Source organism: Lacibacter sp. (assembly GCF_035299325.1).
Taxonomy (GTDB): Bacteria; Bacteroidota; Bacteroidia; order Chitinophagales; family Chitinophagaceae; genus Lacibacter.
Genome location: NZ_DATGWT010000013.1, coordinates 136,611 through 152,369, shown reverse-complemented (window position 1 = coordinate 152,369; position 15,759 = coordinate 136,611). Strand labels below are relative to the sequence as shown.

Here is a 15,759-nt window from a genome sequence, read left to right as displayed (position 1 = left end):
TTCATCAAATGATAAAATGCGGACTTTTCTTTATTGATCAAATTCAAATCAAATCTTTCTCCATATAAACCACTTCATCCAACGGATTTTCATAATAAGCGGTGGTTTCCACAAAACCATATTGCCTGTACAAACCAATGGCAGGTTGTAATTTCTCTAAGGTGTCGAGTTTCATTTTTGTATAACCCAGCATCTGCGCATCTTTAATCAGTTGCTCCACCAACACTTTCCCGATCTTATGTTTACGATAAAACGGTTTTACATAAAGCCGCTTCATTTCGCAACTACCTTTTTCACGCAAGGGTTTCAGGGCAACGCAACCGGCCACCTCGTTATTCCACTTGGCCAGGTACAAAACACCTTTCGGGGGCCCGTAAAATTTCAACGGATCTTTCAACTCATCTTCAAAACTCTGGAAACAAAGATTTTCATCCAGCTCCGTTTCATATTCCCGAAACAGCTTCCTCACCTCATCCATCAACCAGCCTTCCTGCTGTATATAAATTAACTCCGTCATTTTTGTATACCTTAACTGCAAACTTACAATCTTAGCTGCTCATGTTACTACGAATTTTGCTTTTATTATCAGCACCGTCTTTCGTTTTTGCCCAGAATTATAAAAAGATCCATAAAGCCAGTGTGTTAGTGGATACACATAATGATATTCCTTCATCTGCTATTGAAAAGAAAGTAGCGTTTGATGCAGATCTGAGAGGGCAAACACATTCCGATCTCAACCGCATGTTTACAGGTGGTGTGGATGCTCAGATGTTCTCGATCTTTTGTGGCGGCGAACAAAAAGAACCTTATGCATTTGCCAACCAGGAAATGGATAGTGTGTATGCATGGGTCAACCGAAATCCTTCAAAAATGATGTTGGTGTACTCGCCTGCTGATTTTAAAAAAGCCATGAAAGAAAAAAAGCTGGCGACCATGTTTGGTGTCGAGGGCGGACATATGATCGAGAATGATTTATCAAAACTCGACGCATTGCATAAAAGAGGCATGCGTTATATGACCATTACCTGGAATAATTCCACACCATGGGCAACCAGTGCGGCAGATGAAACAACCTCTAGTGGTGCATTGAACAGCGAGGGAAAAAAAGGATTAACAGAATTTGGCAAGCAGGTTATCAAACGCATGAATGAATTGGGTGTGATGGTTGACATCAGTCATGTGGGCGAACAAACATTCTGGGATATTACAAAGATCACAACCAAACCAATCATTGCTTCACATAGTTGTGTCTGGAATTTATGTCCGCACAGAAGGAACTTAAAAGATGAGCAGATCAAAGCCATTGCAACAAGTGGTGGTGTGATCTTTCTGAATTTTTATGCAGGGTTTATTGACAGTACCTATGAAGCCAAGCGTAATGTGTTACTGCAGCAATACCAACCGGAGATCGATTCGCTCATCAAACAAAATATGCAACCCGATTATGCACGGATCATCACCGCAGAAAAATACAAAGATCAACTGTTGAGTATTCGTCCTTCATTATCTGTTTTGCTCGATCATCTCGATTACATTGTAAAACTTGTTGGTGTTGATCATGTAGGTATGGGTAGTGATTTTGATGGTATTGAAGCACCGCCATTAGAGTTGAATGGTGTGGAAGATTATCCGCTCATCACTAAAGCATTATTGGAAAGAGGTTACAGTAAGAAAGATATCAGGAAAATATTGGGTGGTAATTTTGTGAGGGTGTTTGAGGCGAACATGAAGCACACCGTACAATAGTTTTAAAAGAATTTTTCAGCTTTCTATTTATTGATAGTGACCCGCCAATCCTGCGGTGTTACACCGTATTCCTGTTTGAATACTCTTGCAAAATAACCGGGATCGTTATACCCGCAATCCAACGCAATGGTTGCAATGCTTAATGAAGGATTGGCTAATAATTCTTTGGCTTTATTCAAGCGTATGATGCGGATAAACTTATTAGGTGAGCAACCGGTAAGCGCTTCCAGTTTGCGATGCAGTTGCGAGTGACTCATAAAGATCAATTTGCACAATTGCTCCACACTGAATTCATAGTTGGTGAAATTAGCTTCCACCAGTTCTCTGACTTTTTTCACAAACTCATGTTCAGTTTTTTCTTCTGCAACAATTTCTGTTCCTTCTGTTGATGTAGTTTCAGCATTATCTGCAATACCCATTTGTTTGCTGTAATACTCCTGCAAATTTTTCCGCAGCTCCAATAGTTTTTTAATACGCAGCAGCAACTCTTCTTTATGAAACGGTTTTTCTAAATACACATCGGCACCTTTTTCCAATCCTTCCAGTTTGCTTTGCATATCAGCTTTTGCAGTAAGCATAATGATGGGAATATGACTGGTGCGTTCATCTTGCCTCAATTTCCTGCACATTTCAAACCCATCAATAAATGGCATCATTACGTCGGTAATGATCAGATCAGGAATCATTTCAATTGCAATTTCAAATCCTTCTTTTCCATCTTTACCAACCGCCAGTTTGTATTGGGGCAGGCAGCTTGCTGTATAGGCTACAACATCTACATTGTCTTCTACCAGTAAGATCAACGGTGTGGTTGCTGTTGTATGTTCATTGTTAATGATAATAGGTTCCTTTCGTGCAGAAACAGGTTCAATAGCAGGTTCTTTTGTAAATGCAGGAACGGTTACTGCAACTTCTTCCGCATTTGCTTTTTGTAGAGGTAATGTGATAGTAAACTCAGTTCCTTTCGTTGCACCTACCGGCGGACTTTTTACAGCAATGGTTCCGTTCATGAGTTTTACCAGTTCTTTGGTAAGCGCAAGACCAATTCCTGTACCTTCTGCTTTGCGTGTATGACTGTTATCCAGTTGATAAAAACGATCGAAGATGTGCTCCAATTGGTTTTCAGGAATACCAATGCCTGTGTCTTTTACTTTCAAAACCATAACAGTAGTACCGGGTTCTTCCGCTGCTTCCTGCGAAATACTTACATACACATTGCCCTTTGCCTGAGTAAACTTCAACGCATTGGATAAAAGATTGGTAATGATCTGTCGTAACTTTTCTGCATCATACGCTACCACCAACTCATCTGCATCCGCTAAAAAGTGAAATTGTTTTTGCTGACTTGCTGCCAATGATTGAAATGATTCTACCACATAACGTAAAAAATTGATGACATCGCCTTTTACCAAATGCAGCGTCATCTTTCCATCTTCCAGCTTCGACAGATCAAGCATTTCATTTACAAGGTTGAGCAAATGCTTTCCGTTGCGAACGATCATATCCATTCCTCCATCAAGATGCTCTTCAGGCTTTTCTTTTACCTGCTGTGCCATTCCCAAAATAACGGTAAGTGGTGTGCGGAATTCATGGGTGATGTTCGCATACAGTTGTGTTTTCAGTGTATCTAATTCCTTTACACGTTTTGCTTCCTGCTGCTCGTAATGTAATTGCGATTGCAGTTTCGCTTTATTGATCCTGAATAAAAAATAGGCTCTTGCTGCAAAGCCGATCAACAGCGCATAAAAAAGATAAGCCTTCCATGTTCGCCACCAAGGTGGCAGCACTCTTATCTGCAGTTCTTTTATTTTATCACTCCATACACCCTGACTGTTGCTGGCTTGTACTTTAAAAATATAATTGCCGGCCGGCAGATGTAAGTATGTAGCATTACGTCTTGTACCACTTTCTACCCAGTCTTTATCAATACCAACCAACTGGTAGCGGTATTTATTCTGATCGGGTGCCGTAAAATCAAGCGATGAAAATTCAAGCGTTAAAATATCCTGTGCGTGATTTAAGGTAATGGACGGAGCATATTCGATCGTCTGTTTCAGTAGTCCGGTTTTATCATTTGGCAATACCACTTCATTACCTACTAAAACACTTGTGATAAACACATTTGGTGAAATACCATTTTGCAAAACGGCTGCCGGATTAAAAACGTTTAGCCCATTAACACCACCAAATGCCAGATCACCGTTGGGAAGTTTTGCATAAGCGCCTGTATTAAACTCATCGTCCTGCAAGCCCGACGCTTTTGTGAAATGCCTGAACAACCATTGGTCTTGTTTTTCTTTCTTGCTATTCAGCAAACAAAAAATACCGTTATTGGTACTGCCCCAAATATTACCTGCACCATCAGTCAACAATCCATACACCACATTATTGCAAAGACCTTCTTTGGTTGTGATATGTGTAAATTGATCGGTTGTTTTATTCAGGCGATTGAGACCGCCGCCTTTTGTCGCTATCCACAAAATGTTGTTATCGAACGCATCATTGATGATGCATGACACATGGCTGTAATTCAACGCTGTTTTATCAGCAGCGTTTGTTTTGTACCATGTAATTTTTGGCGGCGCGGCAGCATTGAATTGAAAATTAATTTTTGCGAGGCCGTTTTCGGTTCCCGCCCAAAACACACCGGTTGCATCTTCATGCAAAGCATTTATCTGTGCACCTTTCAGCATCGGGTTGGCAGCATCGGTGTTGATTGTAAATTTTTTATACGCTCCTGTAAAAGGATTTAATACAATCAGCATTCCGCCAAGACCTGTAACCCATATATTGCCTTTGCTGTCTTCAAGTTTTGGTTCCCACAATTCTTCTTCCCTGTTAACATTGATCTTGTAAGTAGTTGAAACTTTTGTGACGATGTTTAATTTTTCAATTACTTCATCATAATTATTGGCACTGTAACCGCTTTTACGGCGCAAGCCCCAAATGGTAAAGTCTTTGCCCATAAAAAAATCACTGCCATCAAACAACAGCTTTTCTTCTTTACCGGATAAATTTTTTCCATCAATATCAAACCTTTTTAATTCGCCCCAGCCTCTTATAAAAACCTCGTTGTTTGGCAACCCCATTATTTTACGCACACTAAAACCACGATCAATATGATGAAATTTTTCCGTTTCGTTGCTGTACTTGCGCAAGCCGTAACCATTCGTGCCCACCCAAACAAGCCCCGAACGGTCTTTGTAAATTCTTGTTGGTGTTACTTCTGAAAAACTATACAGTCTTGTTTGTTCCGGGTCAACCGGGCTGCCCCGCTTCCAGTTTTTAATATCATAAATTTCCAGCCTGCCCGAATCGGTGATGCCCAGCCAAAATCTTTTTTTATCCATTTCGTGAAAAAAAACTCTGCCATGACCTCTGACGATATCTTTTGAAAACAGTGGATAAGCGTTGGTATCCTGCACTTGGCTAAAGAAAAAATCATCAGCCCACACACTGCCATCTGCAGCGGGTGCAGTTTGACCAAATACAAAACTATTCTTTCGCCATACAAGCGACAGATCGTTGGGCAGCAATTCATAAACCTTATCAGAAATGATCCAGACTTTCTTACGGCCGTCCATATACATGCACGAAACATTTTGCGCCCCCGGTACCGTTAAATGTGTAATTACAGGTTGGGAATTATTTTCCAGAAATTCATTGGGCAACGAAATAACATTTAAACTCTTCTCCTGCGGAAATACAAGAAACTTTCCATCAGGCAGTTCAATGACAGGTAAAAAAACTTTATTGCCGGATAGGCTGTTGGCATTTTTGGGATTGTGTGAAATGCGCCGAAAACGATTACGGGTTTTATCGTAAATATTAATGCCATCATCCGTACTTACCCAAAGCCTGCCTTTACTGTCTTCAAAAAGGCAGTAAATATTGTTATTGCTGATGGAGTACGGATCGTAGCTGTCGTGGGTATACACTTTAAAGCTATACCCATCGTAGCGGTTAAGCCCGTCTTTGGTGCCAAACCACATGAAGCCGTCTTTATCCTGCAGTATATCATACACATAACCTTGCGATAAACCATGAGAGGTGGTCAACTGCTTATACTTCAACTGACCCGAGACAGGCACAGCCAGCCAAACCCCAAAAAGGATCAGCAGCAGTTTAGACGTAATGTGGCTTGGGTGCATTTGCTTATAAAGATAAACGAAGCCTTATTTTTTACTGCACTTGTCTTTTGCTAAAGCACTTGTTTCCGCACAGAATGATGAATTTATCCTGCTGCTGCACAATTTGTCCTGTTGATTGAAGAGAAACTGAAGTTGAATGGTTGATTTGTACTCACCAAAATTTTGGTTTGGTATGAGCTTTACAAAGCATTTTAACCACATTGTTCCTAAACCAAAACAAACAAGTATGAAACAGAAAATTGCTGTCAAGCTCAGCGCATTCCTTCTTTTAATGCTGACAATTTCTTTTGCCGGTATCGGCCAAACCAAAAACGTAATATCTACACACCGGGTATTTCCTAAAATTGACAAGATCGCAGAATTTGAAAAGGCCGTTGCCAACCATGCCCAAAAATATCATTCCGGCGATAACCACTGGCGTGTGTTTGCCATTCAATCGGGACCGGATCTTGGCGGCTATCATATCACCGAAGGACCAAAAAGTTGGGAAAGTGAAGATGCAAGAGGCGATATCAGCCCCGAACACCAAAACGACTGGAATAAAAATGTAGCTGTCTATTTAACTGACAAGCAGAGCGGCGGCTACTCCGTTTACCAGGAATCGTTAAGCACCATTGCCTTGGGCGATTTTACTGATAAAATCCAGATCACGCATGTATATCCTAAACCCGGGCAAGGTGATAATGTGGTAGCCATTCTTAAGAAAATAAAAAAAGCATGGGAAGCTTCAGGTGTAACTGTTGCTGTGTATGTAAGCAGTTCTTCGGGCCCAACACAATATACCTTAACAACAAGGTATAAGCAGGGATTGAAAGAACGGGCTGTTGGTTTCCGCAAACCGTTTAAAGAAGTGTATGAAACTGCAAACGGTGAAGGTTCTTATGCACAGTACTTAAAAGATATAGCAGAGTACACTCAGGAAAGCTGGAGCGAATTATTGTTTATGCGTAAAGACTTAAGTTCGAAATAACCCTTTTTCCATGTTGATAGTTAAACAACCTCATCATACTTAAAAGTGGTGGGGTTTGTTTTGTTATCATTTAAATGGAGTTAGCCATCTTATTCAGCCGCCTTGGTTCCTGTCTTCACGAAACACGGGCATGATAACTAATTGGATGGTGAAGACACGAACCAAGGCTTTGAGGTAATAGCCATTTGAAACAAAAAAGAAAATGAAAAAAATCTTATTCCCTCACATCGAAAAATGGTTCCTCTTATTTATACCCTTGGTTGTTGCGGGTTTTTATCCAAGCTATTGGAGTAAGTTAACCGTTAACAAAACAACGGTACAACATATTCATGCCTTCTTTATGTATTTATGGGTAATCATGAGTATTGTGCAGCCCTGGTTGATCATGAAGAAGAAGACCAGCATTCATAAAATTGTTGGCAAAGTAAGTTATGTGTTGATTCCTTTAATCGTAGTATCAGGTTACATACTTATTCAGGCCCGCTACGAACGAATACTTCTCCGCATCCAAAATGAAGTAGCAACGGGTAAATTGAACATTACAACTGAAGAGGTACTCAACAGAGTAGCCAGTTCACAACGGCTTGGAATTATTTTCCTTCTTATGCTCATTGTCTTTTACATACTGGCCATTGTCAATCGCAAAAGATTTCTCCATCATGCAACGTATATGATCGGTGCCATATTTACTTCCATTGACCCAGCTTTAGATCGAATGATTGGACATTGGGCAAAAGCCAATAAAATAGAGCCTAACTTTTTCATTGAATATGGTTCACAACTTTTTGCACTCATTCTATTGCTTGCCCTTGCTGTTTACCAACGTTCGAAAAAACAATCGCTGCAACCTGTAATGATCGTGATTGGTATTTATGTAATTAGTTTTTTGATCATTGATTTTGCTGGCAAAACTGCTGCCTGGCGATGGTTTGCGGAAAGCTTTTTATTTCGATAAACAATAAAATCAGCTCTGCGAAGTCTTAAAACTTTGAAGAGCGGATTGTGAAGTCTCGGTATTAAGAATTAGATTTAAATACCCGCTTCCCTCCTTCAACCCAAATCCATCTCCCCTTGAGAAAAGTGTGTATGCTTTCCTTGTAACTCCCTATGTGTTTGCCATCGACTTTACATCAACAATGCATTTCTTAATAAGTAAACTATTAACATGAGAAAAATAATTCTGGCCATCCTCTGTTTTCAATTTGCATGTATTTTCTCAACTGCACAAAAAACAAAACCTGCCAAAGGTATTGCCGGTATATGGCAATTGGTTGAGTTTGCTGATTATGATTCTGTGTCCAATACATGGATAAACCGCTACGGAAAAAATCCAAGAGGTTATTTTATCTACTCGCCCGGTGGTATTTTAAGTATTAATGTTTCCAGCGATACTCCCCTTAAAATGACAGAAGAAGGATCAAAAAATTACACGATTAATTTTCATGAATTTTTCAGCAGTCATTCATTCGGATACTTCGGTACCTATACTTACGAACCTGCAAAAGGGCAAGTGATTCATCATGTAAAAGGAGGTACACTTCCTTTTTATACCGATACAGAACAGCCCCGGCAAATTCAACTGAAAGGCGATACAGCAATAATTGGTGATAATATAAGAACAAGAAGGGTACTTGTGCGTGTGGAATAACAAATCAAATCCTAACTACTAATACAATCATTATGCAACGCAGAACATTTATCAAAAACTCATCACTCACAGTGATCAGCATTAGCGCATTCGGAGGGTTGAACTGGAATGGAAACAAGTATGAAGGCGATACTCCTACTACAACTGATATTCTTGGCCCTTTTTACCGACCCGGTGCACCTTTACGCACTAATTTAAGATTACCCGGTTCCAACGGAGCTCCGATCGTTTTGAAAGGAATCATTTTTAAAGAAGATGGAAAAACACCCGTCAACAATGCATTTGTTGAGATCTGGCATTGCGATGAACATGAAGTGTATGATAATGCATCGGACGATTACAATTACCGTGGCGCACAAAAAACAAAAGCCGATGGGAAGTATGCATTCAAATCAATTTTGCCAGTTCCCTATAAAGCCGACCCGAACAATGAAGCATCTTGGCGGCCGGCTCATATACACCTGCGTGTGTCTGTTCCCGGTCAACAGGACCTGATCACGCAACTTTATTTCAAAGGTGGTAAATATGTTGAAACCGATACCTGGGCTTCCGCTCCACAGGCTATAAACAGAATACTTGATGTATCAAAGAATGCATCAGGAGAAAGTGAAGTTATTTTTAATGTAACAATGCATAAGGAAATTCCACTTGATAAAAAAGTGTACGATAAGATTACAGGCTTGTACAGTATGGACGACGACAGTAAAATTGAGTTTATACAGAACGACGATCTCTTATTTATGAAACGCAATGGTCAATTAATGGCAGGATTAACGTACAAAGGAAACAACAGCTTTGAGGGAGGAATTGGATTTCCAAAAGTTCGTTTTGAAATATTAACAAATGGTGGATCGAAAGCAGTTATTACAACTCAAACCAAGACTTATACAGGTGAAAAGTATTTAAAGTATAATGAGTGAGAAATGACAGCAACAGATTACTTGTTGCATTTGCATACCTCAAAACTTCTGTCTACCTTATGCTCTCCGTTCGAATCGACGAAATTCACCCCTTCTACCAACCAAAACCACTTCCATGCAACAAGCATTTATACCTGTGCAATTAAACGAGCGGATAAGTATCATGGACTCGCTTCGGGGAATTGCGATCCTCGGAATTTTTATAGCGAACCTGGGTTCCGGTTTTTCCTTTTACGATGCTACGTTGAACAACAGCGGCCCATTCTTCCATCCGCTCGATAAAACATTCCAGTTTTGGCAACACGTTTTTATTGAAGGAAAATTCTATTCCATTTTCAGTTTGCTGTTTGGCTGGGGCATGGCCATCCAGTTAAAACGAAGCGAAGTAAAGGGATTAACGCCGGTGAAGTTTATGCGCAGGCGTTTAACGTTTATGTTCTTGCTTGGTCTTGCTCATTTGCTGTTATTATGGACGGGAGATATCGTTGCGTTTTATGCATTGGTGGGGTTTGTGTTTTTATGGATCAGAAAATGGAGCGAACGGAAATTATTCATCACCGCTATTGTTATGCTATGCTTACCTGTGCTCATTTATTTCCTGCGCATGAAATGGAATGTATTGCTGGCGCCTGCAGGTTTGCTTTATGGCACAGGTACAACAGTTGATTCGTATTTAACAGGTTCGAAATCTTTTGACGAGTTCTTGATCAACCTGAAAACAGAAAATTATTTTTTCCAGTTAAAAAGCCTGGTGGCAGGTGTGTTTTATCGTTTTGGTGATTTAATTTTTCAAAGCCGGCCTTTAAAGGTATTGGGTATGTTTATTCTTGGTTATCTGCTGGGTCGAAACGATCGATACACTCAACTCATCGCCAATAAAAAATTATTATGGACGATTGCAGGTGCCGGTTTGGTCATTGGCTTGCCTGCCAATTATCAATTATCGAAGTTGATGGAAACAGGTTTGTATTATCAATTAAAGATCGAAGGCTTTTATCAATCTATTGCATATGCCTTCGGAGTTGCGCCATTGGCACTTGCTTATGTAGCGCTATTTTTTCTGTTTGCACAAACAGGAGTTGGTAAAAAAGTGACGGCTGTGTTACAACCTGTTGGTAAAATGGCATTCACCAATTACATCACACACTCCATTATTGGTACGCTTGTATTTTATGGTGCAGGTTTGGGTCTTGCCCGTGAAGTAGGCCCTGTTTACTATACGATGCTTGCATTCCTTGTGTTTATCGGGCAAATCATCGTGAGTACTGTATGGTTAAAGTATTTCAATTACGGACCCATTGAATGGTTATGGCGAAGTGCAACGTATAAAAAATGGCAGCCGTTTAAAAAGAAGCCGTCAACAAATAACGTATAGTCATGGAATCAACATTAACAACAAAACGGATTACGTCCATCGATCTGCTTCGGGGATTGGTGATGATCATTATGGCATTGGATCATGTTCGTGATTATTTTCATGCAGATGCGTTTCAATTCGATCCGCTTGATCTCGAAAAAACAACGCCTGCTTTATTTTTTACACGATGGATCACTCATTTCTGTGCTCCCGTTTTTATCTTTTTGGCAGGTACTTCTGCGTTCATCAGCGGACAACGAAAATCGAAAAAAGAACTATCACTCTTTCTTGTAAAACGTGGTGCATGGTTGATATTACTGGAGCTTACAGTAATTAATTTTTTCTGGAATTTCGATTTGGCTTTTCATAATATCTATTTCATTGTCATTTGGACATTGGGCATCAGTATGATTTTTCTTGCCGCATTCATTCATTTACCCTTTAAATTAATTCTGTTGATCGGTATTGTTTTGGTGGGGGCTCACAATCTTCTTGATCCAATTCATGTACCCGGAAATTCACTCAACGCATTTGGATGGGCCTTACTCCACGATCAGATGTTTTTTTCATGGCAGGGTAAAAATGTTCTTGTTGGCTATCCCGTTCTCCCATGGATTGGTGTAATGGCGCTTGGTTACTGTTTTGGCACTTTGTTTACAGCTGTATACAACCAGCAAAAAAGAAAACAGATGTTGTTGCGCATCGGAGGCTCGGCGGTTGTGTTATTTATACTCCTTCGTTTGATCAATGTATATGGCGACCCTGTTCCTTGGAGTGAGCAATCTACTCCCCTCTATACGTTCCTTTCATTTTTGAAAGCCAATAAGTATCCGCCTTCGTTACTGTATATCTTAATGACACTTGGTCCTTCGATCTTATTTCTGGCAGTTACAGAAAACATCCGTAACAGTGTTTCGAAAATTATTTCAATTTATGGCAGAGTACCCATGTTTTATTATCTGTTACATATTTTTCTGGTGCATGTTTTAGCAATGTTAGCCGCAGGCTTATTTACCGACTATAGCTGGAGCATATGGATTTTAAAACAGCCGCTTTGGTTTACGGAAGAATTAAAAGGCTATGGCTTTTCACTTGGCGTCGTTTATCTTGTTTGGGTAATCGTTGTTGTTGGTTTATATCCATTATGTAAGTGGTACGACAGGTATAAAACCAATCATAAAGAAAAATGGTGGCTCAGTTATTTATAAATACAACCTGATGGTTGCGCACGCAATATTCAAATTACCCAAAACCACAGCAATGGAACTCATTAACAAACTGCTTGCAATCAATTCCAATTACATCTTAATTGGCTTGATGATTCTCTTCTATTCACTCGAACAATTGCTCGGCAATCAATTCAAGTTCGACAAAAGACCGCAACACCTGTTTCAAAACAGCTTGTTCTATGTTGTCTTTTTCCTCTTGGGCATTCTCTGGTCTTTTGTTTCTGTATTTAGTATTGAGTGGTTGAACAATCATCAGATCGGGCTTTTCTATTTGGTACAACTACCTCTCTGGTTAAAATTATTAGTTGGCGTTGCATTGTTCGATCTGGTGAGTTACTGGTTTCACCGCCTGTCGCATGTGGTGCCGTTTCTCTGGCGTTTCCATCGTGTGCATCACAGCGATACCACGATGGATGCATCCACTAATTTCCGCGGACACCCATTGGAAAGTTTTCTTTGGTTTGGAAGTAGTAATATTCTTTCGGCTGCTGTTTTTGGTCTTGACCTTCTTACACTCGGATTGTATTTATTTATTACGATGATTTTCTTTGTACTGCAACATTCCAATCTTCGTTTTCCGAAATGGCTCGATAAAAGTTTAGGGTTAGTGATCACCACACCTAACATCCACAAAGTGCATCATGAGCAGGACCAACACTATACCGATTCAAACTTCTCCGATATTTTTATTGTATGGGATCGTCTGTTCGGCACCTATAAAAGTAAACCGGTTGAGCAGATCAAATTAGGATTGAAAGAATTTGAAGAGGAGAAAAAACAAACGTTTTGGTATTTGATGAAGAGTCCATTTTTAGAAATAACAAGAGTTGAGTCAGGAGAACTAAATAAAAATACTAATGCTATCACACAATTGAATAAATAAATATAATGAATAAACTATCTCTTGTTTTTGTTCTGCTGGTTGCAAGCTCTGCTTTTTCGCAAACGGGAATGAAAGTACCTGTTGCTGGTCTGGCTGCTATCAAACAATCGGATTTAAAAAACGATTTGTATCAACATGCTGATGCCCGGTTTAAAGGCCGTGGTGCAGGTACCATCAACGAACTGAATGCTGCCGTTTGGGTTGCAGAAAAATACAGAAGTCTCGGTCTAAAACCAGCCGGTGAAAACAATTCTTACTATCAGTATTTTAATATGTGGCGCAACAGGATCGCTTCCGTCAGCAGTGTATCCATCAATGGCCGCTCCTTATCATTGTGGAGCGAAGTTGCGATTGCACAAATGGCAGCAGTTGCTTTAGATCAACCGATTGTTTACCTCGGAAGTATTTCATCTGTTGATTTGAATAACATTGATGTAAAAGGAAAGGTCGTAGCCTTTGATGCAGTACCGGGCATACTAAATTACAACATGTCATTACCCGGCTGGCGCTATCAACGGTTTATGATGACAAAATATGGAAATGCTCTCGTTGCCAAAGGAGCTGCTGCACTTATACTCCTTGCCGATCAAGAAACCGAAACAGCATGGCCCGATGCAATAGAAAATTTTAAGGAAGGCAGTTTTGATTTAGAAGGAGGACCCAATGAAAAAGTAACAGCAACCGTACCGGTACTTTGGCTACACAAGTCCGCACAAAAAGAAATTGCAACCAATACCGCCCGACTGAAAGCAAACATTGTTATTGAGCGCTACAGTTATCCTTCTGTAAATCTCGTGGGCCTTATTGAAGGAACAGACCCTGTACTTTCAAAAGAATATGTTCTGTACAGCGGCCATACCGATGCACATGGCATTCGCAACAACATTGATGGAGACAGTATTTATTACGGAGCAGATGATAATGCCAGTGTTAATGTAGCCATGTTTGCTGTAGCCAGGGCATTTAAAAAAAATCCCGGTAAACGTTCGGTACTGTTTGTGATCCATGGTGCTGAAGAGCGTGGGCTTTTAGGCTCAAGGTGGTATTCATCGCATCCAACGGTACCCATTCAAAATATTGTAGCGGTTTTAAATGGAGATATGATTGGCAGAAACCATCCGGATAGTGCTACCGTTTTAGGCATACAACCTCCACATCGTACATCAAACGAACTCACGAAAATGGTATTGGATGCAAATAACGAAGGACCAAAATTTAAATTAGATACACTTTGGGATAAAGTGGAACATCCTGAATACTGGTTTTTCAGAAGCGATCATCTACCCTATGCAAGGTTGGGTATTCCATCCCTCATGTACACCACGCTGCTGCATCCCGATTATCATACGCCAAAAGATAATGCAGCGAATATTGATTATGATAAACTCAAAAAAATAACGGACTGGATGTATCGTACCGGATGGAAAGCAGCGAATGCAACACAACGACCGGACAGAGTACCCAATTTCAAATTGGAGCGGTAATACTTTGAAGAGCAGAATAAGAAACAATAGCAACATTGGAATCGTAACATACGTTGTGCCCTTCGTGAAAATCTTTGTGTGATTTGTGCAACTAAAATCATTCTAATTAAGAGTAACACAAAGAATACGAAGAAGGCACAAAGTCCGCAAGCAGAAATAGAGCGAGGTTATTGTTAACAACCATAAGTTTGAACTAAAGAAATGAAAATGGAAATTATGAGAAAAATAATATTGCTTCTTTTGATAGGTCTGAATACGTCCAAGATTCATGCACAACAAACTTATTTTCCCGATGCAGACTGGCAAACAAAAAAGCCCGAAGAGTTAAAGATGAATAAAGTTTGGCTCGACAGTGCAGTAAGCTTCGCATTGAAAAGTGAAAACAAAGTTGAACGTGACTTGCGTATTGCCAATATGAAATCGTATTCACGTGAACCGGGTTATAAAATGATCGGGCCAATGAAAGAAAGAGGCGGCCCTGCGGGGTTGGTGATCAGGAACGGATACATCGTTGCACAATGGGGCGATGTAAACAGAGTTGATATGACGTTTAGTGTAACGAAAAGTTATCTCTCCACTGTTGCAGGCTTAGCTGTTGACCAAGGCCTCATCAAAAATGTACATGATAAAGTAGGTCAATATGTGTGGGGCGAATTATTTGAAGGGCCACACAATTCAAAGGTTACCTGGGATCATTTACTTACACAATCAAGTGATTGGAATGGCAGACTATTTGGTTTAGATGACTGGGCCGATCGTCCACCAAGAGACGGAACAATTGATGAATGGAAAAACCGCAAGCTGCTTGAACCCGGAACCAATTATGAATACAACGATGTACGTGTAAATCTCCTTGCCTATTCGTTGTTGCAGGTTTGGCGTAAACCATTACCTGTTGTGTTCAAAGAAAAGATCATGGATCCCATTGGTGCATCTACTACATGGCGTTGGTTTGGTTATGAAAATTCATTTGTAACACTTGATGGCTTAACGATGCAATCAGTAAGTGGCGGCGGACATCATGGCGGCGGCATCTTTATTAATACATTGGATCACGCACGGTTTGGTTTGTTGTTTCTGCGAAACGGCAAATGGAAAAATCAACAACTGCTTTCTGAAAAATGGATCAACGCTGCAATACAGCCATCAACAGCAAATAAAAATTACGGTTACCTGTGGTGGCTCAACACAGAACAGAACTGGAAAGGCATTTCAACCAAAGTATATTATGCAAATGGTTTTGGCGGCAACTATATCATCATCGATAAAGAACATGACCTTGTAGTTGTTACCCGATGGATGGATGACAGTAAGGTGGCAGAAATGCTGAGCCTCGTTATTAAATCGATCGAAGCGAAATAATTTCCAAAC

At 40.2% G+C, this 15,759-nt stretch carries 12 protein-coding genes; 10 read left to right on the top strand and 2 right to left on the bottom strand.

Annotation, left to right across the window (positions count from 1 at the left end; all coding sequences use genetic code 11):
- Positions 1–43: 43 nt before the first annotated feature.
- Complete coding sequence (locus VK159_RS08715; protein ID WP_324229742.1) at positions 44–517, bottom strand: GNAT family N-acetyltransferase; 474 nt, start codon at positions 515–517, stop codon at positions 44–46.
- A gap of 41 nt (positions 518–558) precedes the next feature.
- On the opposite strand from VK159_RS08715, the gene VK159_RS08710 reads away from it, so the two are divergent.
- A complete protein-coding gene (locus tag VK159_RS08710; RefSeq protein WP_324229741.1) occupies positions 559–1,746 on the top strand; it encodes a dipeptidase in 1,188 nt (395 codons plus the stop codon).
- A 23-nt stretch (positions 1,747–1,769) separates the two neighbouring features.
- Here VK159_RS08710 and VK159_RS08705 read toward each other — a convergent pair whose 3' ends face one another.
- Positions 1,770–5,897, bottom strand: coding sequence for a hybrid sensor histidine kinase/response regulator transcription factor (locus VK159_RS08705; RefSeq protein ID WP_324229740.1), 4,128 nt, complete (start codon positions 5,895–5,897; stop codon positions 1,770–1,772).
- Between the two features lie 226 nt (positions 5,898–6,123).
- Between VK159_RS08705 and VK159_RS08700 the strand changes: the two genes are divergently transcribed.
- The 9 genes from VK159_RS08700 (at position 6,124) to VK159_RS08660 (ending at position 15,750) form a co-directional block, all read left to right on the top strand.
- Positions 6,124–6,867, top strand: a complete 744-nt coding sequence (locus tag VK159_RS08700; protein WP_324229739.1) for a hypothetical protein — start codon at positions 6,124–6,126, stop codon at positions 6,865–6,867.
- A 202-nt stretch (positions 6,868–7,069) separates the two neighbouring features.
- Complete coding sequence (locus tag VK159_RS08695) at positions 7,070–7,822, top strand: hypothetical protein (RefSeq protein WP_324229738.1); 753 nt, start codon at positions 7,070–7,072, stop codon at positions 7,820–7,822.
- Positions 7,823–8,032: 210 nt separating this feature from the next.
- A complete protein-coding gene (locus tag VK159_RS08690; protein WP_324229737.1) occupies positions 8,033–8,515 on the top strand; it encodes a lipocalin-like domain-containing protein in 483 nt (160 codons plus the stop codon).
- Between the two features lie 32 nt (positions 8,516–8,547).
- Positions 8,548–9,435 carry a hypothetical protein gene (locus tag VK159_RS08685; RefSeq protein ID WP_324229736.1) on the top strand — a complete coding sequence of 296 codons (888 nt, stop codon included), beginning with the start codon at positions 8,548–8,550 and terminating at the stop codon, positions 9,433–9,435.
- A gap of 115 nt (positions 9,436–9,550) precedes the next feature.
- The gene (locus tag VK159_RS08680; protein ID WP_324229735.1) at positions 9,551–10,810 is read left to right on the top strand and encodes a DUF418 domain-containing protein; all 1,260 of its coding nucleotides are present in this window, start codon (positions 9,551–9,553) and stop codon (positions 10,808–10,810) included.
- Positions 10,811–10,812: 2 nt separating this feature from the next.
- Positions 10,813–12,000, top strand: coding sequence for a DUF1624 domain-containing protein (locus tag VK159_RS08675; protein WP_324229734.1), 1,188 nt, complete (start codon positions 10,813–10,815; stop codon positions 11,998–12,000).
- A 52-nt stretch (positions 12,001–12,052) separates the two neighbouring features.
- Complete coding sequence (locus VK159_RS08670) at positions 12,053–12,904, top strand: sterol desaturase family protein (protein ID WP_324229733.1); 852 nt, start codon at positions 12,053–12,055, stop codon at positions 12,902–12,904.
- A 5-nt stretch (positions 12,905–12,909) separates the two neighbouring features.
- Positions 12,910–14,388, top strand: a complete 1,479-nt coding sequence (locus VK159_RS08665) for a M28 family metallopeptidase (protein WP_324229732.1) — start codon at positions 12,910–12,912, stop codon at positions 14,386–14,388.
- Between the two features lie 216 nt (positions 14,389–14,604).
- A complete protein-coding gene (locus VK159_RS08660) occupies positions 14,605–15,750 on the top strand; it encodes a serine hydrolase (RefSeq protein ID WP_324229731.1) in 1,146 nt (381 codons plus the stop codon).
- Positions 15,751–15,759: the final 9 nt, after the last annotated feature.

Coding starts and splice junctions, on each gene's coding strand:
- VK159_RS08715 (WP_324229742.1), bottom strand. CDS start 517: ATGACGGAGTTAATTTATATACAGCAGGAAGGCTGGTTGATGGATGAG.
- VK159_RS08710 (WP_324229741.1), top strand. CDS start 559: ATGTTACTACGAATTTTGCTTTTATTATCAGCACCGTCTTTCGTTTTT.
- VK159_RS08705 (WP_324229740.1), bottom strand. CDS start 5,897: ATGCACCCAAGCCACATTACGTCTAAACTGCTGCTGATCCTTTTTGGG.
- VK159_RS08700 (WP_324229739.1), top strand. CDS start 6,124: ATGAAACAGAAAATTGCTGTCAAGCTCAGCGCATTCCTTCTTTTAATG.
- VK159_RS08695 (WP_324229738.1), top strand. CDS start 7,070: ATGAAAAAAATCTTATTCCCTCACATCGAAAAATGGTTCCTCTTATTT.
- VK159_RS08690 (WP_324229737.1), top strand. CDS start 8,033: ATGAGAAAAATAATTCTGGCCATCCTCTGTTTTCAATTTGCATGTATT.
- VK159_RS08685 (WP_324229736.1), top strand. CDS start 8,548: ATGCAACGCAGAACATTTATCAAAAACTCATCACTCACAGTGATCAGC.
- VK159_RS08680 (WP_324229735.1), top strand. CDS start 9,551: ATGCAACAAGCATTTATACCTGTGCAATTAAACGAGCGGATAAGTATC.
- VK159_RS08675 (WP_324229734.1), top strand. CDS start 10,813: ATGGAATCAACATTAACAACAAAACGGATTACGTCCATCGATCTGCTT.
- VK159_RS08670 (WP_324229733.1), top strand. CDS start 12,053: ATGGAACTCATTAACAAACTGCTTGCAATCAATTCCAATTACATCTTA.
- VK159_RS08665 (WP_324229732.1), top strand. CDS start 12,910: ATGAATAAACTATCTCTTGTTTTTGTTCTGCTGGTTGCAAGCTCTGCT.
- VK159_RS08660 (WP_324229731.1), top strand. CDS start 14,605: ATGAGAAAAATAATATTGCTTCTTTTGATAGGTCTGAATACGTCCAAG.